This is a genomic window from Clostridium sp. CTA-6 (assembly GCF_054768115.1).
In genome coordinates this window covers 1-22,207 of the sequence record NZ_BAAAAU010000003.1, presented here as the reverse complement: position 1 = coordinate 22,207, position 22,207 = coordinate 1, and the positions used below count along the sequence as shown (strand labels likewise).

General features: G+C 29.1%; 20 protein-coding genes. 12 read left to right on the top strand and 8 right to left on the bottom strand.

Annotated features, from left to right (window positions below; translation table 11 throughout):
* Positions 1–186: 186 nt before the first annotated feature.
* The 10 genes from ACYUDJ_RS05310 (at position 187) to ACYUDJ_RS05265 (ending at position 11,544) form a co-directional block, all read left to right on the top strand.
* Complete coding sequence (locus tag ACYUDJ_RS05310) at positions 187–1,140, top strand: ABC transporter permease (RefSeq protein WP_003489433.1); 954 nt, start codon at positions 187–189, stop codon at positions 1,138–1,140.
* Positions 1,130–2,080 (top strand): iron chelate uptake ABC transporter family permease subunit, encoded by a 951-nt coding sequence (locus ACYUDJ_RS05305; protein ID WP_042386390.1) that lies wholly within the window; start codon positions 1,130–1,132, stop codon positions 2,078–2,080. Before ACYUDJ_RS05310 ends, ACYUDJ_RS05305 begins: the two co-directional genes overlap by 11 nt.
* Positions 2,077–2,832, top strand: coding sequence for an iron ABC transporter ATP-binding protein (locus tag ACYUDJ_RS05300; RefSeq protein WP_003489437.1), 756 nt, complete (start codon positions 2,077–2,079; stop codon positions 2,830–2,832). The genes ACYUDJ_RS05305 and ACYUDJ_RS05300 overlap by 4 nt, the downstream gene beginning before the upstream one ends.
* Positions 2,833–2,906: 74 nt before the next feature.
* Positions 2,907–3,851 carry a siderophore ABC transporter substrate-binding protein gene (locus tag ACYUDJ_RS05295; protein WP_043031720.1) on the top strand — a complete coding sequence of 315 codons (945 nt, stop codon included), beginning with the start codon at positions 2,907–2,909 and terminating at the stop codon, positions 3,849–3,851.
* 201 nt (positions 3,852–4,052) lie between these two features.
* Positions 4,053–5,054, top strand: a complete 1,002-nt coding sequence (locus tag ACYUDJ_RS05290) for a helix-turn-helix domain-containing protein (protein WP_042386392.1) — start codon at positions 4,053–4,055, stop codon at positions 5,052–5,054.
* Positions 5,055–5,236: 182 nt separating this feature from the next.
* The gene (locus tag ACYUDJ_RS05285; RefSeq protein ID WP_042386393.1) at positions 5,237–5,839 is read left to right on the top strand and encodes an MptD family putative ECF transporter S component; all 603 of its coding nucleotides are present in this window, start codon (positions 5,237–5,239) and stop codon (positions 5,837–5,839) included.
* Positions 5,840–5,841: 2 nt separating this feature from the next.
* Positions 5,842–6,522, top strand: coding sequence for an energy-coupling factor transporter transmembrane component T family protein (locus ACYUDJ_RS05280; RefSeq protein WP_003489445.1), 681 nt, complete (start codon positions 5,842–5,844; stop codon positions 6,520–6,522).
* Positions 6,522–7,997: an ABC transporter ATP-binding protein gene (locus ACYUDJ_RS05275; protein ID WP_243153682.1), complete on the top strand. Its 1,476-nt coding sequence runs from the start codon at positions 6,522–6,524 to the stop codon at positions 7,995–7,997. Before ACYUDJ_RS05280 ends, ACYUDJ_RS05275 begins: the two co-directional genes overlap by 1 nt.
* Before the next feature lie 27 nt (positions 7,998–8,024).
* On the top strand, positions 8,025–9,827 hold the full coding sequence (locus ACYUDJ_RS05270) for an ABC transporter ATP-binding protein (RefSeq protein WP_043031722.1): 1,803 nt from the start codon (positions 8,025–8,027) through the stop codon (positions 9,825–9,827).
* A gap of 1 nt (position 9,828) precedes the next feature.
* Positions 9,829–11,544: an ABC transporter ATP-binding protein gene (locus tag ACYUDJ_RS05265; RefSeq protein ID WP_003489451.1), complete on the top strand. Its 1,716-nt coding sequence runs from the start codon at positions 9,829–9,831 to the stop codon at positions 11,542–11,544.
* A 208-nt stretch (positions 11,545–11,752) separates the two neighbouring features.
* Here the strand turns inward: ACYUDJ_RS05265 and ACYUDJ_RS05260 are convergent, their stop codons facing one another.
* From ACYUDJ_RS05260 to ACYUDJ_RS05240, 5 genes are all read right to left on the bottom strand, one after another.
* On the bottom strand, positions 11,753–13,126 hold the full coding sequence (locus ACYUDJ_RS05260; protein ID WP_003489453.1) for an ATP-binding protein: 1,374 nt from the start codon (positions 13,124–13,126) through the stop codon (positions 11,753–11,755).
* 2 nt (positions 13,127–13,128) lie between these two features.
* On the bottom strand, positions 13,129–13,836 hold the full coding sequence (locus ACYUDJ_RS05255; RefSeq protein ID WP_003489454.1) for a LytR/AlgR family response regulator transcription factor: 708 nt from the start codon (positions 13,834–13,836) through the stop codon (positions 13,129–13,131).
* Between the two features lie 335 nt (positions 13,837–14,171).
* Complete coding sequence (locus tag ACYUDJ_RS05250; protein WP_042386397.1) at positions 14,172–15,062, bottom strand: hypothetical protein; 891 nt, start codon at positions 15,060–15,062, stop codon at positions 14,172–14,174.
* Positions 15,063–15,438: 376 nt separating this feature from the next.
* Entirely contained in the window at positions 15,439–15,945 is a 507-nt protein-coding gene (locus ACYUDJ_RS05245; RefSeq protein ID WP_003489458.1) for a hypothetical protein, read from the bottom strand.
* A 1-nt stretch (position 15,946) separates the two neighbouring features.
* A complete protein-coding gene (locus ACYUDJ_RS05240) occupies positions 15,947–16,273 on the bottom strand; it encodes a hypothetical protein (protein WP_003489459.1) in 327 nt (108 codons plus the stop codon).
* Positions 16,274–16,519: 246 nt separating this feature from the next.
* Between ACYUDJ_RS05240 and ACYUDJ_RS05235 the strand changes: the two genes are divergently transcribed.
* Together ACYUDJ_RS05235 and ACYUDJ_RS05230 are read left to right on the top strand one after the other, a co-directional pair.
* Positions 16,520–17,467: an ROK family protein gene (locus ACYUDJ_RS05235; RefSeq protein WP_003489461.1), complete on the top strand. Its 948-nt coding sequence runs from the start codon at positions 16,520–16,522 to the stop codon at positions 17,465–17,467.
* A gap of 229 nt (positions 17,468–17,696) precedes the next feature.
* Positions 17,697–18,569, top strand: coding sequence for a DNRLRE domain-containing protein (locus ACYUDJ_RS05230; protein ID WP_043031723.1), 873 nt, complete (start codon positions 17,697–17,699; stop codon positions 18,567–18,569).
* A gap of 117 nt (positions 18,570–18,686) precedes the next feature.
* Here the strand turns inward: ACYUDJ_RS05230 and ACYUDJ_RS05225 are convergent, their stop codons facing one another.
* From ACYUDJ_RS05225 to ACYUDJ_RS05215, 3 genes are all read right to left on the bottom strand, one after another.
* Positions 18,687–19,133, bottom strand: a complete 447-nt coding sequence (locus ACYUDJ_RS05225) for a DUF6385 domain-containing protein (RefSeq protein WP_139814313.1) — start codon at positions 19,131–19,133, stop codon at positions 18,687–18,689.
* A 93-nt stretch (positions 19,134–19,226) separates the two neighbouring features.
* On the bottom strand, positions 19,227–21,020 hold the full coding sequence (locus tag ACYUDJ_RS05220; protein WP_003489465.1) for a tetratricopeptide repeat-containing glycosyltransferase family 2 protein: 1,794 nt from the start codon (positions 21,018–21,020) through the stop codon (positions 19,227–19,229).
* Positions 21,021–21,085: 65 nt separating this feature from the next.
* Positions 21,086–22,207, bottom strand: a 1,122-nt coding sequence (locus tag ACYUDJ_RS05215; protein ID WP_460289532.1) for a hypothetical protein, incomplete at its 5' end; no start/stop codon positions are given.

Genomic DNA, 22,207 nt, shown 5'->3' with positions numbered 1-22,207 from the left:
AAAGTTAAACAATAAATAAGGTTGTACAATGTGATTGATAATGAATATCAAAAACAAGTATATATGTGAATGATTATATCAATGAGCATTGGAGGTGTCAAATATAATGTTGTTTACATATAAGGCAGGTTAAAATGCAAAATTATACCATAAGATTTTTTTGAATGTTCCTAAAGGAGATGAAGAATGAAAAAGAGATATTTAATTTTAGCATTAATTATTCTATCTATTTGTTCAATATTTATTGGAGTAAAAGATATTAGCTTTGTAGATATATTTAATTCAGATGATGTAAAGCTTAAGGTATTATTAATAAGTAGAATTCCAAGACTTATAAGTATTATTGTAGTAGGAGGGAGTATGAGTATAGCAGGACTTATCATGCAACAAATAAGTCGGAATAAATTCGTATCACCAGATACAGCTTCAACTGTAGATAGTGCAAAACTTGGGATTTTGGTTGCTTTAATGATATTTCCTTCCGCAACTCTCACTGAAAAAATGATAGTTTCTTTCATATTTTCTTTATTAGGCACATTCTTATTTATGAAAATTTTAAAGAAAATAAAAGTTAAAAATTCTATATTTATACCACTTGTAGGTATAATGCTTGGGAATATAATAGATTCAATAACTACGTTTTTTGCATATAAATATAATCTTATTCAAAGTATTGCCTCTTGGCTTCAAGGTGATTTTTCTTTAATTATTAAAGGAAATTATGAGCTTATATACCTGAGTCTACCTATTGTAGTCATAGCTTTTATTTATGCTAATAAATTTACAGTAGCAGGTATGGGAGAGGATTTCTCTAAGAATTTAGGGGTTAATTATAACAGAATCATAAATATAGGACTTGTAATAGTAGCATTAATATCTTCACTGGTAGTTATTACTGTAGGAAAAATACCATTTTTAGGTCTTATAGTACCTAATATAGTTACTCTTTATAAAGGAGATAATTTAAAAAATAGTCTTTATAGTACAGCATTGCTTGGATCAGTATTTCTCTTAGGCTGTGACATACTAGGTAGATTAATTATTTATCCTTATGAAATATCTATAGGACTTGTAGTTGGGGTTATAGGAAGTACAGTATTCCTTTATCTCTTGTTTAGGAGGAATGGCAATGAAGTGTAGAAGACGAGTAGTTTTATTAGGTGTTTTTTCTATAGCTCTTATAGTATTATTCATATTTACAGGAATAAGTAAAGGCAATTATGATTATGTTCTGCCAAGGAGATTTCTAAAGGTATTAGCTATATCTTTAACTGCAGGTTCCATAGCTTTTTCTTCAATGATATTTCAAACTATAACTAACAACAGAATATTAACTCCTAGTGTATTAGGATTAGATTCCTTATATATGTTTATACAAACTTTTGTAGTATTTATCTTTGGAGCTAATAGTATGGTTGTTATGAGTAGCAATTTTAATTTTCTTATATCCGTCAGCCTTATGGTGGTGTTTTCAATGATTTTATACAAATTTTTATTTAAAAGAGAGGATAAAAATATTTTCTTTTTACTTTTAACAGGATTAATATTTGGAACACTATTTCAAAGTTTAGCAGCTTTTATGCAGACAATAATTGATCCTAATGCATTTTTAGTAATTCAAGATAAGATGTTTGCAAGTTTTAATAAGGTAAATACTGATGTTATCCTTATATCTATTATAGTAATTTTACTCGTTATAGCCTATATATATGATTATGTGAAAGTTTTAGATGTAATGCTTTTAGGAAGGGAGCAGGCAATAAATTTAGGTGTTTCCTACGATAAAGTTGTTAAAAAAATGCTTATAGTTGTTTCAATATTAGTATCTATATCTACAGCATTAGTAGGGCCTATAACTTTTTTAGGGTTACTTTCTGTAAATCTTACCTATGAGTTTATAAATACCTATAAGCATAAGTATTTAATTATAGGTTCTGTATTTATAAGTATTATAGCTTTAGTCGGAGGACAATTTATTGTTGAAAGATTTTTAAATTTTGGTACAACCTTAAGCGTAATAATAAACTTCATTGGAGGAATCTATTTCATGTATTTACTGTTAAAGGAGAGTAAACTATGATAGAAATAAAAAATGTAACAAAAAGATATGGACATAAGAAAGTTATAGATGACGTGTCTTTAAATATAGAAAAAGGAAAAATAACTTCTTTTATTGGTCCTAATGGAGCAGGAAAGAGCACTTTGCTTTCTATAATAAGCCGTCTTATCACTAAAGATGTAGGACAGGTGTTTATAGATGGGACAGAAGTTTCTAAATGGGATAATAAAAGCTTAGCAAAGAAAATATCTATATTAAAGCAATCCAATCATACAAATATAAGGTTAACGATTAAAGAATTAGTGAGTTTTGGAAGGTTTCCTTATTGTAATGGTAATCTTTCATCAGAGGACTTAAAATATGTTAATGATGCTATAGCCTATTTAGAACTTAAGGATATAGAAAATAAATATTTAGATGAGCTAAGTGGAGGTCAAAGGCAAAGAGCTTATATAGCTATGATAGTTGCTCAAAACACAGAATATATACTTTTAGATGAGCCTTTAAACAATTTAGATATGAAACATTCAGTGCAGATTATGAAAATTTTAAGGAGGTTGGTTAAGGAGCGAAATAAAACAGTTATTTTAGTCATACATGATATTAACTTTGCCTCTTGCTATTCAGATTATATAGTTGCTCTAAAAAATGGAGTTGTAGCAAGTGAAGGCAATACTCATGATATTATAGATAAAAATATTTTAAGTAATATATATGAAATGGATTTTAATATAAAAGATATAGAGGACCAAAGAATTTGTATATATTTCTAATTTAGCTATCTATATATTATATTATCTTAATTAGTTAGAACTAATAATTAAAATAAATTATTGAGGTGAATTAAATGAATAAAAAAGTATGGACAATAGTAGGAATTTTGATAGTATTTATTGTGGGTGGAGCTTTGTTTTTTAAACCTAAGGAAAATAAAAAACAGGAAGCAAGTAGTGTAGATATCAAGATTACTCATAAGCTTGGAGAGGCAACTTTAAAAAAGAATCCTAAAAAGGTAGTAGTTTTTGATTATGGTACTTTAGATTCTTTGGATAAAATGGGAATAGAAATAAAAGGACTTCCAAAGTCAAATATACCAAGCTACTTATCAAAATATAAAGATGATAAGTATGTAGATGTAGGTACTTTATTTGAACCTAATTTTGAAAAGTTAAATGAGATTAAGCCAGATGTAATATTTATATCAGCAAGACAGTCTAAGGTATATGAAGAACTTAATAAAATAGCTCCTACAATACAGCTTAATACAGAGAATGGGAAATATATGGAGTCAGTTAAAAGTAATTTAGAGAAATTAGGGAAAGTATTTGATAAAGAAGATTTTGTAAAAGATGAAATTAAGAAACTTGATGATTCAGTAAAAGATATAAACAAGAAGGCTAGTGAAAGTGGGAAAAAGGCTTTAGTGATTTTAGCTAATGATGGAGCATTAAGTGCTTATGGAAAAGGATCAAGATTTGGGATTATACATGAAGAACTTGGATTTCCACTTTCAGATGAACATATAGACACAGCAGTTCATGGTCAAAAGATATCCTTTGAATATGTTGTAGAAAAAAATCCAGATTATATCTTTGTTGTGGATAGAGGGGCTGTTGTTCAAGGGGGACATAAGTCAGTGAATAAAATATTAGAAAATGATCTAATAAAAACTACAAAGGCATATAGAAATAACAAGATTATTTCATTAAATCCAGAACTTTGGTATATATCATCAGGTGGTATAGTATCTACTACTGAAATGTTAAAGGAAATAAAAGAGTCTATCAAGTAGTGAAAGCTTATAGATATAAGTGTAATATATTAGAAGTATTTTATATAAACTAGAGATTGACAAATAACCATTATGGACCTATAATTGAAAATAAATTTCAGTATCATAGTTGCTTGGATAAAATATTAGTAGAAAATTTTATTTTAATATTTTATCTAGTAAAGAAATTTAGATATAGCAGTTGAGAAGGGAGTAATGGGGATGGAATTGTGTACAGCTAAACAATATGAAATAAAAAGTTCAAAAGCTAATGATTGCTGCATTTGTGATGGCTTTAATAAAATTTACAATAAAGGCTGTGGACAATATAGTTATCAAATTCCCCAAGAGCTAGGAAGTGGACATTTAAAACAATTATTAAGTTGTGAAAATGCTCGTATTATGGAATTTGATATGAACTTGCTAAAACAAGTGGAACTTAATGGTACTTCGGGAGTGCCTCACATAGATATGCTCTTTTGTCTTGGTGATGATCTACAGTGGGAGTTACCCCAAACCGGTAAAAGATTTGAGATGCTGTCCGGTGAAAGCTATATGGGTACTAGTGAAGAAACTGTGAAAAGATGCATTTATCCTGCAAAGTGTGATGTTAAATTGATTGAAATTAAAATGCCTTTGAAGAAAATGAAAGATAATATTGATAAAATTTGTAAAGACTCTGGTTTTTATAATTATTTTTCAGAAAAAGTATGGTGTGATAATTTAAAAATAACACCTTCTATTAATGCAATTTTACATCAAATGTTAAAATGTCCTTATGAAGAATCCTTAAGATATTTATATATGGAAGGAAAACTTATGGAACTTGTGGCTGTATATTTAAATGAGGTTATGTATCAGAGTAAAGGAATTTCAAAGAATATAAGTTTATCTAAAGATGATGTTAAAAGTATTTATAAAGCAAAGGACATACTGGATAGCAGCATTACTCAGAAAATTACATTAAGTTATCTTTCCAAGGAAGTTTGTCTTAATGAATTTAAACTCAAAAAAGGATTTAAGGAATTGTTCGGAATGCCCGTGTATACATATCTTTTAGATAAAAGATTGGAACTTGCTAAGCTTTTTTTAGAGGAGAAAAAATTCCGTGTTAGTGATGTAGCTAATCTTGTTGGATATGGTAATATGAGTCATTTTGCAGCAGCTTTCAGAAAAAAATATGGGGTGAATCCTAGTGAATATGTAAAAGATATTTCAAAATAAATTATTAATTTTTACTGCATACATGCTATTGTATTGCAGTATTTTTCTTGTTAGAAAATCCTAATTTGAGCGAACATAATACCGATTTGAGTAGAGATGAGATAAATAAAGTCTTATAATTGATAATGGTAATCAATTATAAGACTTTACTTTTTATAAATTTTTATTTTGGAGGTATTATTATGGAAACAGAAGTAAAAAACAATAACCGACTAACGGTTAAAAATTTAGCTACCATAGGTATATTTAGTGCAATTATGATTGTCGTATTTATTGCGTTTTCAATGATTACAGGGGCATCTTTATTTTTTAATATGATATTTAATTCGGTGTTTGTAGCTTTTATTTTAGCTCCTTTTTATGTTTACATGTGTATGAAGGTGGGTAAGCCCGGTGTGGCATTGATTTATAATCTTATTCATGCCTTGCTTGTTTTTCTTATGATGGGTCCTTTTATGGCACCTTGGTTTATTGTAGGGGGAATAATTGCAGAGCTAAGTATGCTAGGAAAAGATAGCTACAAAAGTGTAGCTAGAGTTTCTGTAAGTTGGGCTATTACTATGTTAGTTAGGGCAACCCATGGCATGGCAGAGATATGGTTTTTCAAGGATGCTTATATTTCAAGTGGTGTTAGTCCAGAACAGGTGGTTGTTCAGACGAAATACTATACTTCTGCTCCCTGGGTATTATTTAGTTGTGCTGCAACTATTGTAATGGCTATATTAGGTTGTAGGCTAGCTAAGAAACTTATGGGAAAACACTTTAAAAAAAGTGGCATGATTTAGTAATGAAATTGGAATTTGATTTTCGTGCAAAAATTATAATATTATTTTTAGATATGTGTCTTGTGGCAATACTGAAAAGTAATATTATAATTTATAGCATGCTTTTTATATTAACTATTTACTTAATCATACAGGGATATTTAAAAAGTGCCATTAAATTATTTTTAATAGCAGCATTTGTTATTATACTAAAAATACTTTCTATGGGGCAGGGAATTACAATATTGTTACCCGATATGTTTTTATTTATGATTATTAGAATTATTTCTATGGTAATGGCAGCGAAACCTATTATAGCCATGCCTCCTGGAGAAGCTGTTGCAGTATTTAAGAAGATGCGTGTACCTGATTCTTTTGCTTTGCCTGTGACCTTTATGTTAAGGTTTATTCCTACAGTAAGAAGTGAATTTCAAAGTGTATTTTCAGCTATGCGTCTTAGAGGATTACTTTCTTGGCGTCATCCTATGAGGAGTATAGAGTATATTTTTGTGCCTATTATGATACGTTCGTCAAAAGTTGCAGATGAGCTTGCTGCTTCAGCGGAAGCCAGAGGTATTGCTTGTCCTGGGAATCATACATGTAGAAGAGATATTTCTTTTAAAAGAAAAGACAGAATTTTATGTACTGTTGGGGTAATGGTTACTGCTTTATTGTTAATATGGGAAAAGATGGGGATGATCTAATGATAAGACTTGAAAATATAAGTTACTCCTATTCTAAAGAAACAGGAATTAGCTTAAAAAATATAAATTTAACTGTTAAAGCAGGAGAGTTTGTTGTATTAACTGGTAAAAGTGGATGTGGAAAAACTACCCTTACCAGAGTAATAAACGGCTTGGCAACAAAATTTTATGATGGAAGGCTTACAGGTAAAGTATTTATTAATAACAAGGATTTGAAACCAATACCCCTATGGCAGATTGGTAAAACAGTGGGTTCTATTTTTCAAGACCCTCGTAGTCAATTTTTTGCAAGCCTCACAGAAGATGAAATTGCATTTGGTTGTGAGAATTATGGACTTCATAGAAGTATTATAGAAAAACGTATAGATAATGCAATCGATAAAATAGGAGGTCAAGGTTTGATTGGAAAACAAATTTATCCAATGTCTAGTGGAGAGAAACAAAAGATTGCTATCGCTTCTGTTTATGCTGTAAATCCTTTTATTTATGTTTTTGATGAACCTTCAGCTAATCTTGATATGGAGTCTGTTACGAAACTTAAAGAACTTATGGCTATGCTCAAAGAGAAAGGTCATACTGTTATAGTAGCAGAACATCGTTTATATTATTTAACAGAATTAGTAGATCGTTTTCTTTATATGAATGAAGGTAGAATTATTTGTGAATATACATCAGAACAGATGAAAAATTTAAACTTTAATGAAGTAAAATATCTTGGTTTAAGGACAAGTTCCTTAGAATCTCTACCTTATGAAGGTGAAACTGCTCTGTGTAGTGGTAAGCCTTCCATGGAAACAGAAAATATTTATTTTTCATATAAGAAAAATAATATATTCTCAGACCTTACAATAAAAGCTTATGCTGGAGATATTATTGCTCTTATTGGACATAATGGTGTGGGAAAGACTACTTTATGTAAAATACTATGTGGATTAATAAAAGAACAGTCTGGTGATGTTTTATTTAAAGGAAAGCCTATAAAAATGAGAAAACGAAAAGATTTTGCTTATTTTGTGGGTCAGAACACAGATAGCCAGCTTTTTGGTGAAAGTGTGGAAGAGGAACTGTCGCTTAATAAACCTAATTATATTGAAAAAAGAGAAATTCAGAGGATTTTAAAAGAATATGATTTATGGGAGTACAAAAGTAGACATCCTGCTTCCCTTTCCGGGGGACAAAAACAACGTCTTACTTTAGCAGTTGCTGATATGATTAACCCGAATATTTTTATCTTAGATGAACCTACAAGTGGTTTAGATGGAGAAAATATGCGTAGGATTTCTTCTCATTTAAAAGATCTTTCAAAAAAGGGAAAAACTATTCTTGTTATTACCCATGATTATGAATTTGCCCTTTCCACCTGTAACCGAGCTATCAAAATCGCTAATGGGAGCTCAGAGTTGGATTTTCCTATAAAGAATAATTCCCAGAAATTGTTTTCCTGTATGTTAGATAGTAACGGTATAAGTGAATAATTAATTTATAGAAAAGAGGAATTGCAAATGGACAAAAAAAAGAAAGGCATTCCAAGGCTTTTGGAAATAGCTGGAGAAAGACAAGGGTTACTTATTGTCTCATCCATATTTTCAGCTATCAGTGCAATTTTAATGCTATTACCATATATAGCGGTTTATTTTATAATGGCGGAACTTTTAAAAAACGCTGCCAACCCTAGAAATGTTGATTCTACACAAATGCTGCATTGGGGCACTATTGCTCTTGTAGGATTGGTTGGGGGAATTGTTTTCATGTATATATCTGGGTTAATGTCCCATACAGCAGCATACAGGATATTATATAGCTTAAGGGTTCGTATGTCAGAGCATATTGGTAAATTACCTCTAGGCTATTTAAGTAATACATCAACGGGGATAGTAAAGAAAACCTTTGAACAAAACGTAGAAAAGATAGAAGCCTTTGTTGCTCACCAGTTACCAGATATGGTAAATGTATTTGTAACAATGATTATTACAATAATTATGATGCTAACTTTAAATCCATGGCTTACATTAGCAGCTATGATACCACTTGTTTTGGGGTTTTGGATACAAATGAAAAAAAGAAGTGGTAAGGCTGCAGAGGAAAGTGCAAAAAAATACTATAATGCCTTAGAGAGAATCAACTCATCAACTATTCAATATGTAAAGGGAGTGCCTGCTGTAAAGATATTTGGTAGAAATGTATATTCTTTTCGTAGATTCTATGATGATATGATATCTTACAGGGATTATTGTGTAAAGTATACAGATCAGTATCAAAATACCTATATAAGTTCAAAGGTATTATTAAATTCAACTTTAACATTTATATTGCCAGTGGGTATCCTTTTAATGGGAGGGAGATCAGGAGATCTTTCCTTTGCACAAACTATTTTATTTTTTATTATTTTAGCACCAGGAGTTGCGTCACCTATGTTACGTTTTATGACTTTTGCATCTTCATTAGGAGATATTTCTGAGGGAGTTCAGCGTATTGATAAGATTTTTGCTGAGAAAACTATTTGTGAGTCAAAGAACCCTAGGATACCTTCCTCTTATGATATTGAGTTTGATAATGTGTCCTTTTCTTATGAGTCTGAGGACACATCCACTAGGAAAGAAGCATTATCAAAAGTAAGTTTTAAGGCGGAAAAAGGTTCATGTACAGCACTTGTAGGACCTTCAGGTTCTGGAAAATCTACAGTGGCTAATCTTATTCCACGTTTTTGGGATATTCAAAAAGGTCATATTAGAATCGGTGGAATAGATATTAAAGAAATCTCTACAGAGAATTTGATGGATTTAGTTTCCTTTGTTTTTCAAGATACATTTTTATTTCATGATACCTTATATGAAAATATCCGTGTAGGTAGACCAGATGCTACAAAGGAAGAAATATTTAAGGCTGCAAAAGCTGCTCAGTGTCATGAATTTATTACAGGACTTGAAAAAGGTTACGACACTATCGTTGGTGAAGGAGGTACTCATCTTTCAGGGGGTGAGGAACAAAGGGTATGTGTGGCAAGAGCAATTTTAAAAAATTCTCCTATACTAGTTTTAGATGAGGCTACTGCTTTTTCAGATCCAGAAAATGAGTATCACATGCAGCTAGCTCTAAGGGAGCTCATGAAAAATAAAACTGTTATCATGATTGCACATAGGCTAACAACTATTAAAGATGCTGAAAATATAGTGGTTATGAAAGATGGAACTATTGTAGAGGCTGGCACTCATGATGCTCTTGTAAATAAAGATGGATTATATAAAAGGCTTTGGAATTCATATACAGTGGCCTCTAATTGGGGTATGAGCAAAGGAGGGATTTAGAATGAAAATTTTCACAAATATTACAGCAGGACATCCAGAAAAACTTGTAAAACCTGTTATTTATACAATTTTAGCAAATGTCATAGGTATGTTGCCTTTCGGCTTTGCAATAGGCGCTATTCAAATAATTTTTCAACCGTTTGTAACACCAGGAGTACCTCTTGATATAGGAAAGTTATGGATAGTTGTAGCAGGCCTTGCTTTATCCATGGTAATTATGTTTTTAGCAGAAATCCCTGCTTATAGACATGCTTATAGGGACGCATACATGACAGCTGCTGAGGGGAGAGCAAATCTTGCAGAGCATATGAGAAAGTTACCACTAGGATATCTATTTTGTAAGGATGCTGGAATGCTTGGAAACATGATGATGGGGGATTTTACTATGGTAGAGAGTGGTATGAGTCATGTTGTTCCAAAATTAATGGGTGCCTTAGTGACACCAGTATTAGCCTTTATAGGCCTTGCTTTTATGGATTGGCGTATGTCCCTTTCTATGTTTGCTGCAATGCCAGTAGCATTGCTTATTATCATAGGTACTTCCAAATTGCAGAAAGTATTAGGAAGAGAACTAACAGAGGCAAAAGTAGATGCATCTAATCGTCTACAGGAATATTTAACAGGTATTCGTGTCATTAAGTCTTGTAACATGACTGGAGAACACTTTCAGCATCTAGAGGGTTCTTTTTACAACTTAATGAAGAAGAGTATCAAAATGGAGGGGCTTTTACAATCTATTGTGTTAACAGTAACCCCTTTACTTAGGGCAGGACTTACAGTGATGATCTACGTAGGTAGTTATCTTTTAATGGGTGGTACTCTAACTATTATGACACTAGCAACCTTTTTAGTTATAGGTACAAGAATATTTGAACCTCTTTCCGAAGCTATTATAAATTTAGCTGAGCTTCGCTATGATGCTCAAGCAGGTGAGAGAATTATAAAATTTATGGAAGAACCCGTTATGTCAGGAGAAAAAGATCCACCACTTTCAAATGATATCGAGTTACAGCATGTTGATTTTAGCTATGATAATGTAAAGGTACTAAAGGATGTATCAATTAAGATGAAAGAGGGTACATTAACAGCTTTAGTAGGACCCTCTGGTAGTGGGAAAAGTACTGTACTAAAATTGGTTGCTAGATTCTATGATCCACAACAGGGAAAAGTACTTTTGGGTAAAGAGAATATGAAAGAGATGGATCCAGAAAGTTTACTTAAAAGGATTTCCATGGTCTTTCAGGATGTATATTTGTTTCAGGATACCATAGGAAATAATATTCGATTTGGTCGCGAGGATGCAACTCAAAAAGAAGTAGAAGAAGCTGCAAAAAAAGCTTGTTGTCATGATTTCATTATGAAATTGCCACAGGGATATGATACAGCAGTGGGAGAGGGTGGCTGTACTTTATCTGGTGGTGAAAAGCAGCGTGTTTCTATTGCAAGAGCCATGCTTAAAGATGCCCCGGTAGTATTGCTAGATGAAGCCACTGCATCCTTAGATCCGGAAAATGAAATGGATGTACAAAAGGCTATAAATCAATTAATTAAAGGAAGAACTGTAATTGTTATTGCTCATAAATTAAAGACTATACGCTCTGCAGATAACATTATTGTATTAGATGATGGCAAAGTAGTAGAGCAGGGCAAACATGAAGAGCTAATTAAATTAAAGGGACTTTATGCTCGTTTGTGGAAACTTCAACAGGTATCTTAAGAGTAAAATAAATTTATTTTGAAATTTTATAAGTATATAAAATTAAATAGTGCTATAAAATAAAAGTCCATTGAAAGACAAACATTAATTTTAGTCTTTTAATGAACTTTTATTTTTTATGTAGCTTTTTATATAAAAGAGATAATTATTATATGATTTTTAAGGAATATATATATATGAATTTTATATAAGACATTATATGTTATTATTATTTTATTTTAAGCATAATATTAATAATAAACTTATGTTTTTCTTCTAGTATATCAACTATTCCATTATATTTTTTTGCAACAGTTTTTATGTTAGAAATTCCTATACCATGATTATTTTTATCAGTTTTTGTACTGATAATTTTATTTTCAACATATTGAACTTTATCTGCAGTACTATTAGAAGTTTCAATTATTAGATACATATTTTTTATGTAAGATTTTATATATATTTTTTTTTGAATATTACTATCTGTAATTCTCATACACGCTTCAAGGGCATTGTCCAATGCATTACTTAAAATAACACATAAATCTACGGGCTCTAATAAGGTTTCTTTGGGTAATAGGAAATCACATATAAAATCTATTTCATTAGCCTTAGCAATGTTATACTTTTCATTTATAACTGCATCAGATATGGAATTACCTGTTTTTATTTTAAAATCAAGTTTGCTTATGGTTTCATTAATATTTATAAGGTACTTTTTTATATCTTCAATATTATTATTAGCAGCTAAATTTCTCAAACAAGAAACATGATTATTCATATCGTGGATTATGCCTCTTATACCTTTATAAAGCATTTCTATGTTGTTGCTATGAGCAAGCTGTAGTTTAAATTGTTGTTCCATAAGAAGGTTTTTCTTTTCTTCTAATTGGCCTTCAAGCATTTTTTTAAAGGTATAGGCCATAATTAATAATGATACTAACAAAGCAAAACTTATAAAGGGTAGAGTATAATAAATTTTAGGAAAAATATAAGGTAAATAGTATCTTTTATTATCAATATTAATAGGTTGAATGATATAAAAAATAAGTCCTAAACTATAAATTGATAAACAAGGAATCAGTAAAAATAAGTTTTCATATAATTTTATTGATTTTTCTTTCAAATTTAGAAATTTACAAATGTTTTTTAAAAATACAAATAGTATAGTATAACGTATAAGATCATTAATAATGTTGGTCATAAAACTAATAATCATATGTTTATTAAAAGATACATTAATGTTATGAATAATAGGCAAAATTGTAAAATCAAAGGTTAAAAAAGTTAGATTAATAAGTAGTAATGCTGCTTCTTCAACAATAACAGCATAAAATTTCATTAAGAAATTACCATTACATAAAAAACATATAATTAGTAGCCAAATTATATTATTTATAATAATACTCCATAGTAGGGAGCTTGTTTTCATCATATAAAAATCAATAGCTGTTACTAATAATGCACATAAAGTAAAATGCCAAACTTTACTTTTAAAGCCTAAAAAATTTTTATAGAAATAGTATTTGATTGTATAGAGAAAAATCATTGTTAAATATCCTGATAAAAATTGAGAAATCTGTAATATTTGTTGTTTTTCCATAATTACTGAACCTCATTTTTTAAATAATACATAAATGCTTTTGAAAAATCATCTAATCTATATTTTGAAACATATATTTTTTCAGAGTTTATTAGGGTTATAAATACATTATCATAGCTTTCAACATACTTTAAATTTACAATATAACTTTTATGACATCTAAAAAAATTACATCCATAAAGTTCTTTTTCAATATCAGATATTTTATGGTAATATTCAATAATATTGTTTTTAGTATGGATTCTTAACTTTCTATGTTGTGATTCTATATACATTATATCTTTAAGAAAAATTTTAGTAGCTTGGCTAATTGTTTTAGCAATAATAAACTCATCTTTTTTATCAAACTGCAATAAAGCTGAATATAAAACATCTTTAAGTTTATTTTCATCGATGGGTTTTAAGATGTAGTGAAAAGCATTTACATCAAATGCATCAAAAACATAATCTTTAAGTCCTGTTATAAATATAATAATTGCTTCTTTATTTATAAGTCTAATTTTTTTTGCAACTTCTAGACCTGTTAATTTATCCATTTTTATATCTAAAAAATATATATCAAAAACATCTGTTGATGATATTAAATCCTCTCCATTATCAAACTGAAATATTTTATACTGTTTATTTTTTAAACGTAAAGCTTCAACAATAATACCTACTATTTCTTCTCTTTGATATTTTTCATCATCACAAATAGCTAACTTTAGCATTAAATCACCTCTAAAATAAGTATACCATCTAATTAAGTCTATAAATAAAATTTTTATCGGATGACTACCCGCTCTAATACTCCCATTTTATTCAACGTGAGAGTAAAGAGCGGTTACGTCTCTGGATAACGATTTCCCCTAAAGGATAACGACTTCTAAGAAGTAAAACTCCTAAGAAGTCTGTTAATAAGGGGCTATTGCATTAAAAAATTTACATACAATATATTGTTTTGCAAATTTAAAGTTAACACAATATATTGTAGGATTTATTCTTAGTGCGACAGCCCCTTAGAAATCTGTTTATAGGCTAAAACTAGATGGTAATAAAATGAGTTTTAAGCGATTATATTAATTTGTTCTTTATTATCTTTAGATTTATTATCTCTAGCTTTATCAGGAAGATTGTCCTCATAATGCTTAATATTTTGTGCAATTTGTTGTTGCTTTATAAATAATTCATTTGAATTTTCAGAGGCTGAACTAGAATTTGCATCTTTACTTTGTTCATTATTATCAACTATATTATTAGAAGTATTATTTTCTGTATTATTATTGTTTATATTTTTTAAGTTGTTACCTAGTTCTTTATTAATATTTTCAAGACCATTTTTTATTTTATCAAGTTGCTTTTTCTTATTAACAGGGTCTAGTCCTCTTTTTTCATCTGTTTTTATTTCGCAATCTAAAACTCTTGCTGTACCTGACATTAAAGTTTTTTGAAAAGATAATGATTTAGCTTGTGATAGATTGCTAGAAAGATTTAAAAGATTGTCCATAGATTCATCTGTTTTCATATTCTTTTCTGAATATGTATTTGATGTCTTCTTAGAGTTTGGATTTTTCTTATTTTTGTCTTTATCTTTACTTTCAATGCCCATTGAATTACGTTGTTCTTCTAATTGAAGATCATTTATTTGTTTATCAATCTCTTTAATCTGTTTATCAATACTTTGAAGCTTTTCTTTTATAGTTAAAGGATCGTTACCATTTTTCAATCCTCTTTCCATAATAGAATTTTTACTTTCCATCAAATTTGATTTTTGTTCCATTAGATTTTTTAATATATCATTTTTTCGGGAATTTCCTGTAAAGGATGTGCCCTTATTACCTTTATTAATAAGGTTCTGTTTTTGAGATTTCTTGTTGTTAACAAAAGTTTTAGCATTAGATGGATAATTTAAATTTATTGAACCCATCTGATGTTTGAGTGAAAAAGATATATTCATAAATATGCCTCCTTTAATAGAATTTTTCAAGTTTTGTATGGTTTTTACACTTATTATATCGTAGAATATGGAATTAATTTCATTAGTTTGTAGCAACAAGTCTTTAAAATGTATTGAATAGATTTTATAAGTATGCTAGTAGTTATTTCAAAGTATTATAAAATGAAACCTAATTCACATATTTTACTATATGCTAATTTTAATTTAACAGATATAGGGAGTTTACAATGTTTATCTAGCTCTTATAGGAGAGGAGGGATTAGAATTGTTAGTCATGGAATAAAATATATTTAGTTTTAAAACATACACTTATAAACTTTTATATTTGCTATATTAAAACTAAATATATTTTGAGACAGCTTCTTTATATACAGGACTAATTACCTGATTCGTAAAATGCCATATTGAGCATAACTTTATTAGGATAAAAGCCTTCATTTGTTATTTTTAATATATAATTAGTATCATATTGTAATATTCTTTCGAAAAGTGTAGATTCTATAGGGGTTCCACCCTGACTAAATGAGAATTTTGGTATAAAGTTTTCTTCTAATATTACACCATTTTGTATGTTAGAAGCATTGTAATAGAAGGAAGTATCTGCTTTAATTTTAGATCTATCATCTAAATTTATTACAGGAATTTCTTTATTACCAGGGATAAAAGTAGGGCTTTTAATTAGTTTAATTCCTAATTCTTCTCTTTGGCTTATAATTCTTTGATTTGTTATGTGTGTAATAGTATTCTTACCTGTGGATATTTGTATATTAAGACTTTTACCTGGAAAAATAATCTTTTTACATGAAATAGTAAAAGCTTGACCAGCAAAAACAAAACCCAGCCAGTAGGGTTGATTTCTAAATTGATAACTAGAAATTGCCATATTAAATCACCTCAAATACTCTAATTGTTACAGGATATTCTTTAGTCTTTGCATAAATAGTTAAATCTTCATTTGGGTCAAGATCATATACAATAACTTCGGCAGGAACATTAAAAACATATTTTCCACTTTCAAGTGTAAAGTTTGGATCTGTAGAGTGGTAAATATAAGTAGCCGCATCATTAATAACCCACAATTGTCTTCTTCCAGGTAGATTTTTATCCTCAACTCTTAAGGGAGTGGCTTCAGTTGTAATTCTTACTTTTCCTATACGATTATTTTTATTCCAATATAGTGGGGGAATATCATCATAACGAAAAACATTCATAAATAGTGACCTCCGTAAAGTAATTAATAACTGATATATTTAAGTTATCCATACATATTATGATAATGTACAATAGGATGATACAATAGGGAAAATAGAAGTTAAAAGGAGATAAGGTAGGAATACAAAAGAATAAATTTTTATTTAGTTTTTTAGGATTAGCATTATTTGATATACAAAGATATTTATGATATTTTTATAATGGTAAAATAGGAAGATGGTATAAATAGAAAGGAAATGATTTTGATGGAGCATAAATATGTGATAGGAATCGATTTAGGTGGAACTAAAATTAGTGGAGCAGTTGCAAATTTAAATGGGGATATTATTTCACAGTATACTCTTCCAACAAAGGCAGAAGAAGGAGAGAAAAAAGTATTACAACGTATAATAGACATTGTAGAAAAAGTAATAGAAAAATCTAATGTAGATAATTTTATTTCTATAGGTATAGGTTCTCCCGGACCTCTAGATACAAAAGAAGGGGTAATTATAACTACTCCTAATCTTCCTTTTAAAAATTTTAATATAGTAAAACCCTTAGTAGAAAAGTTTAATATACCAGCTTATTTAGATAATGATGCTAATGTAGCTGCTATAGGTGAATATACCTTTGGAGCAGGAAAGGGAACAAATAATATGGTGTTTATAACAGTTTCAACAGGTATAGGAGGGGGAGCGATATTAAATGGCAGAATATATAGGGGTAGTACTTGTAATGCATTAGAAATAGGACATATGACTTTAGAAAAAGATGGCCAAAGATGTAACTGTGGCAATTATGGATGTGCAGAGGCATTAGCTTCAGGTACTGCCATAGCTAAATTAGCAAGTGAACAAGTAAGAAAAGGGGAAAAAACTTCATTATGTAGTTATGAAAAAGTAACTGCTTATGAAGTATTTAAGGAAGCAGAAAAGGGAGATATTGTAGCTAAAAGCGTACTTAATGAAGCTTTGAATTATCTTGGAATATGTGTTGCTAATATAATTACTTCTTTTGATCCAGAAATGATCATAATAGGTGGAGGAGTTTCAAAGGGAGGAAAGATAGTATTTGAAAGAATAAATAAAGTAGTAAAAGAAAGATGTTTTAAACATATGAGCGAAAATACTAAAATAGTGCTAGCAGCTTTAGGCAATGATGCAGGTGTTAAAGGCGCTATTGCATTGGCAATAATGGAAAGTAAATTTTGATGAATTTATTATAAAAATTAAGGTTTCAACTTTTATAAATTTATAGGTTAATTCTAAATATAATATAAAAAATACTATGAATAAAGGGTAAGTAAAATAACTCAAAATTCATAGTTTTTTATTATTTATTATAATCACAAATCATAAATTATAAGCATATTATGATTTATAGGGGAAATTTTTTATATGAAATTTATAATATGTTAACTATAATAAAGGAGTGGATTTTATGGCTTTTGTAGCAAATGTAAGAAAAATTCCCCAAGCGGATTTGTATGTTGCAAAACTTTATCCCAATACTAATTTTAACGGCGAATCTTTGCTAGGTTGTGGCAGATATTATAATCAAGATAATATCTACAGAATACTAATGCACTTTGATATTTCTGGTCTTCCATCTAATATATTTATTGATAAAGCTATATTAAGACTTTATGTCAAAATAAACATTGTTAATAATATTACAAAACCGATAACAATCCACAATCTGCTCCAACCATTTGATAAAAATACTGTCACTTACTCAAATCAACCATCATTTGAGAACAACCCTTATGCAACATTAAATATAAATGCAGAGATTAATCAATTTGTTGAAGTCGATATAAAGAATTTGTTAATAAAGTGGTACAATTCACCTACACTTAATTATGGAATGCTAATGAAAGGGTTAGAAACTCAGGCTAGCTTTATCGGTTTTTCTAGCACATTTGATAGTGATGATACTAAATTTCCTAATCTAGAAATATACTACGGATATAATGAAGGATTGAGTGAGTACCCTGCTGAAACAGTTGAACTATTATCAACAGATGATTTTGTTAATTCTTCATCTATTCCTCTTGGTCCTAGTATAGGTACTTTTGCAATAGAAAATCATGGGCTTGGAGCTATTAGTGTAAGGATTCAGCTTAGTTCTGATAATATAAATTGGATAGATAATAAACCTCCTTATATTAGTGATTATATTCTTTTGAAAGATGACAATATAATATTAACTACAACTGCATATATGTCTTATACTAGAATTTTAATTACTCATGCTAAAAGTTATCCTGTTGATGATGCTACAGTCACAATATATAAAACAATTAAGGTTTAAATATGTTTTATATTTGAAATAAAAATAAAATTATATATTAAAAAGTATTTTATTAGTGGTTTTTTTCAAATCAGAAGGAACTATCTCAAAATGAGATAGTTCCTTCTGATTTGAAGTTTATATTTGCATTTGAGCAATTATTTTTAAATTTGTTCCTAAATCTGATTTATATGCTATTCTAACATATCTTGAAAAAATCATAGGCACCAACGTAACTATTTTCCCTGGATTTACATCTGTAGTGACAACACTATCATCAGTATATCCATAATCTGCTTCATTTTCTTTAGGACTTATTTGTAATTTAATCTTTGCACTATTTGAACCGATATTTTTTACGAAAAAAGTAACTAGAGATTGTTGCATTGTTTCAAAGGGTGGAGTATATTGATAACTACTTAGAGCAGCAACATCTAAACTATATTCAGTAAATTTTTTCCCAACTAGAGTTACATTACTTGATAATGGCGGTGGACTATAGGTTTCAAGCCAGTTTAAAATATCTTCGGTTACTTCTATAAGTTCTTCATCTTTAGTAAATATTTTAGTAGGTTCAGTAAGCATTTTCATCACTCCCAATTATAGAAGACTTTATAAAATATCTTCTCCTACTTTTACAATTCTTTAATCTTTAGTAAATATTTTTAGTAGGTTAAATTATAGAAGACTTTCTAATATATTTGCTCCTTCTTTGTCAATAACTTCAAACATTTTTATTGATCTAATAATTTCTTTTTTAGCCATTTCTTTATAGTCATATTTAAAATATAATTTACCTAAATTTAGTAAAACTGACTGATCGCTTATCAAATTTAATAAATTTAAGGTTTTTTCAAATTTATTAAATTCTTTGTTTATAAGCATAACTTCGCATATTTGTAGAATAGCTGGAGTAAAATCTAACATAGTTTTATCCTCAGATAAAACATTAGTATTTTTGTTTGTAAATAAATTGAGCATTTCTTTATATACTTTTAAAGTAGTCCTGTTGTATTCAGATAGGTTACTTTTATTAAATTGATTTATTGCAACAAGTGCTAGATCATATTTATCTTTTATAATAAAACATAAAGATTTATACATCATTATTTGAAAATAATATAAATTTTTTTCATCTATGGTATCAATATATTTTATACACTCATCAATTTTACCAGAATATAGTAGAGATTTCACTTTGAATATTTTTAGATTTTCTGAAAATACCCCGGATTTTTCACTTTTGTTTATATACTCTAAGGCTGTTTCATAGTCTCCTTCCATATAAAATAAATCTGCAATTATAGGATATTCTCTTGGAAAATCAGTGAAGAAATTTTCTATAATTTCTTTCATTTCTTCTATATTAAATTTTTTTTCTTTTAGTATATGACATATATTATAAAGGGGAACTAAAAAATCTGGCTTTGCTTTAATAGTGTCAACAGAGTATTTATATGCAGTATCATAATCTTTTAGATCCATATAAATTTTTGATAGTTCATATTTAGGTCTAAATCCACCTACTCCATAAATGGATTTTAAAACTGAAGGTGGTTCTCCAATTCCTATACATTTTTCAAAGGCTTTTATTGCTAAAAGAGGGCTATTTTCTTCTTTTAATATAAGTCCTTTTAAATAATATAGATCAGTAAACTCAGGATAATATCTTGTTCCAATTTCAATGAATTCCAGAGCTTTATCATAATCTTTCAAAGTATAGTTTGATATGACTATTCTTTCTATTAATCTTGAAGCATATCCAGTGCTTGGGTCAAAATCATTATAAGATTTATAATAATTATCTAAAGCTGATTTTTTATCATCTAAAGCAAAATATTCATTACCTAAATTAAAATATGCAAATTTAATATCTTCACCTTTTTTTATTTGTTCTCTTAAAAGAGTAATATTTCTATTTCTTTTATCTTTAGATACAATATTTTTATTCAAATAACCATAGTGGTATATTCTTATATCATAGGTTTTACCTTTTACATCCTTTTCATAATTAACTAATTGGTTATGAACCTCACCTTCATAATGAAATCCATAATTGTTTTTAAATAGTCGTGGATTTAAGTTTATGGTTATATCTGTAGTGGTTACACTATATCCAGAGTAATTTAATGTTTCAAAAAAGTATATTGTATCTTCATTTAAATCTTTTTTTATAAGATTTTTAAATTTTTCTTTATCTTCACTGCAAAATTCATCATCGCCATCCAATATCAAAATCCAATTTTTTGAGGCATATTTTAAAGATTCATTTCTAGCAGCACTAAAGTCATTGCACCACTCAAAATAATGAACTTTTGCACCATATTCTTTTGCAATTTCTACAGTTTTATCTGTGGAGCCAGTATCTACTACTATTATTTCATCTACTAAATCTTGTACACTTTTTAGACATCTTCCTAAATTTTCTTCTTCATTTTTAACAATCATGCATAAACTTATATCATGACCCATTATATATTATCACCTCTATTTCAAAGAAACCAAGAAGTACCAAATGGTACTTCTCAGCTAATTTATTAATACCTACCATTAAAGAAGACTTGTACACTTTGGTTTGTAGTTGCAGCAGTTGTACAATAAACTTTTGTATAATGCATATAATAAGAACTGCTTAAAGCTTTAGCGGTTCCAACTGCTCCAACGGTAGCTGTTTCACCAACTAGAACATAGGTTCCGTTTTGTTCTGGACATACTGCTATGCTAACTGTTACTGGCATAGTTCCACCGGCAACCTTCTTAACATACCAGGTAATATCCTGCATTTTTGAAGTGTCTACTGCAGTACTATATTGTGGTGTAGCTAAAGCGATAGTAGAAACTGTTTCAGAAGTTTCATTGAAATATCTATCAGTAATGTTTACATTTATTGATCCACCTGTGATAGAACTTATTTTAGCAATAGTTCCGCTTGTCAATGAATTTAGTTGAGTAACATCAACAGTACCGTTAGTGATAGAATCTACTTTAGCGATAGTACCACTTGTCAATGAACTTAATTGAGTTACGTCAACAGTACCATTAGTGATAGAGCTTACTTTAGTAATAGTACCATTTGTCAATGAACTTAATTGAGTAACATCAACAGTACCATTAGTAATAGAATCTACTTTAGCGATAGTACCACTTGTCAATGAACTTAATTGAGTTACGTCAATAGTACCATTAGTGATAGAGCTTACCTTAGTAATAGTACCATTTGTCAATGAACTTAATTGAGTAACATCAACAGTACCATTAGTGATAGAGCTTACCTTAGTAATAGTACCATTTGTCAATGAACTTAGTTGAGTAACATCAACAGTACCATTAGTGATGGAACTTACTTTAGCAATAGTACCATTTGTTAATGAACTTAATTGAGTTACATCTACGGTTCCATTTGTCAATGAACTTAATTGAGTAACATCGACAGTACCATTAGTGATAGAGCTTACTTTAGTAATAGTACCATTTGTCAATGAACTTAATTGAGTTACGTCAACAGTACCATTAGTGATAGAATCAACTTTAGCGATAGTACCACTTGTCAATGAACTTAATTGAGTTACGTCAACAGTACCATTAGTGATAGAGCTTACTTTAGTAATAGTACCATTTGTCAATGAACTTAATTGAGTAACATCAACAGTACCATTAGT

Excerpts from the sequence above, each read along its gene's own strand:
- ACYUDJ_RS05310 (WP_003489433.1), top strand. The coding sequence starts at position 187 with ATGAAAAAGAGATATTTAATTTTAGCATTAATTATTCTATCTATTTGT.
- ACYUDJ_RS05270 (WP_043031722.1), top strand. The coding sequence starts at position 8,025 with ATGGACAAAAAAAAGAAAGGCATTCCAAGGCTTTTGGAAATAGCTGGA.
- ACYUDJ_RS05250 (WP_042386397.1), bottom strand. The coding sequence starts at position 15,062 with ATGAATATATCTTTTTCACTCAAACATCAGATGGGTTCAATAAATTTA.
- ACYUDJ_RS05300 (WP_003489437.1), top strand. The coding sequence starts at position 2,077 with ATGATAGAAATAAAAAATGTAACAAAAAGATATGGACATAAGAAAGTT.
- ACYUDJ_RS05230 (WP_043031723.1), top strand. The coding sequence starts at position 17,697 with ATGGCTTTTGTAGCAAATGTAAGAAAAATTCCCCAAGCGGATTTGTAT.
- ACYUDJ_RS05295 (WP_043031720.1), top strand. The coding sequence starts at position 2,907 with ATGAATAAAAAAGTATGGACAATAGTAGGAATTTTGATAGTATTTATT.
- ACYUDJ_RS05275 (WP_243153682.1), top strand. The coding sequence starts at position 6,522 with ATGATAAGACTTGAAAATATAAGTTACTCCTATTCTAAAGAAACAGGA.
- ACYUDJ_RS05290 (WP_042386392.1), top strand. The coding sequence starts at position 4,053 with ATGGAATTGTGTACAGCTAAACAATATGAAATAAAAAGTTCAAAAGCT.
- ACYUDJ_RS05245 (WP_003489458.1), bottom strand. The coding sequence starts at position 15,945 with ATGGCAATTTCTAGTTATCAATTTAGAAATCAACCCTACTGGCTGGGT.
- ACYUDJ_RS05280 (WP_003489445.1), top strand. The coding sequence starts at position 5,842 with ATGAAATTGGAATTTGATTTTCGTGCAAAAATTATAATATTATTTTTA.
- ACYUDJ_RS05240 (WP_003489459.1), bottom strand. The coding sequence starts at position 16,273 with ATGAATGTTTTTCGTTATGATGATATTCCCCCACTATATTGGAATAAA.
- ACYUDJ_RS05260 (WP_003489453.1), bottom strand. The coding sequence starts at position 13,126 with ATGGAAAAACAACAAATATTACAGATTTCTCAATTTTTATCAGGATAT.
- ACYUDJ_RS05255 (WP_003489454.1), bottom strand. The coding sequence starts at position 13,836 with ATGCTAAAGTTAGCTATTTGTGATGATGAAAAATATCAAAGAGAAGAA.
- ACYUDJ_RS05265 (WP_003489451.1), top strand. The coding sequence starts at position 9,829 with ATGAAAATTTTCACAAATATTACAGCAGGACATCCAGAAAAACTTGTA.
- ACYUDJ_RS05285 (WP_042386393.1), top strand. The coding sequence starts at position 5,237 with ATGGAAACAGAAGTAAAAAACAATAACCGACTAACGGTTAAAAATTTA.
- ACYUDJ_RS05225 (WP_139814313.1), bottom strand. The coding sequence starts at position 19,133 with ATGCTTACTGAACCTACTAAAATATTTACTAAAGATGAAGAACTTATA.
- ACYUDJ_RS05220 (WP_003489465.1), bottom strand. The coding sequence starts at position 21,020 with ATGGGTCATGATATAAGTTTATGCATGATTGTTAAAAATGAAGAAGAA.
- ACYUDJ_RS05235 (WP_003489461.1), top strand. The coding sequence starts at position 16,520 with ATGGAGCATAAATATGTGATAGGAATCGATTTAGGTGGAACTAAAATT.
- ACYUDJ_RS05305 (WP_042386390.1), top strand. The coding sequence starts at position 1,130 with ATGAAGTGTAGAAGACGAGTAGTTTTATTAGGTGTTTTTTCTATAGCT.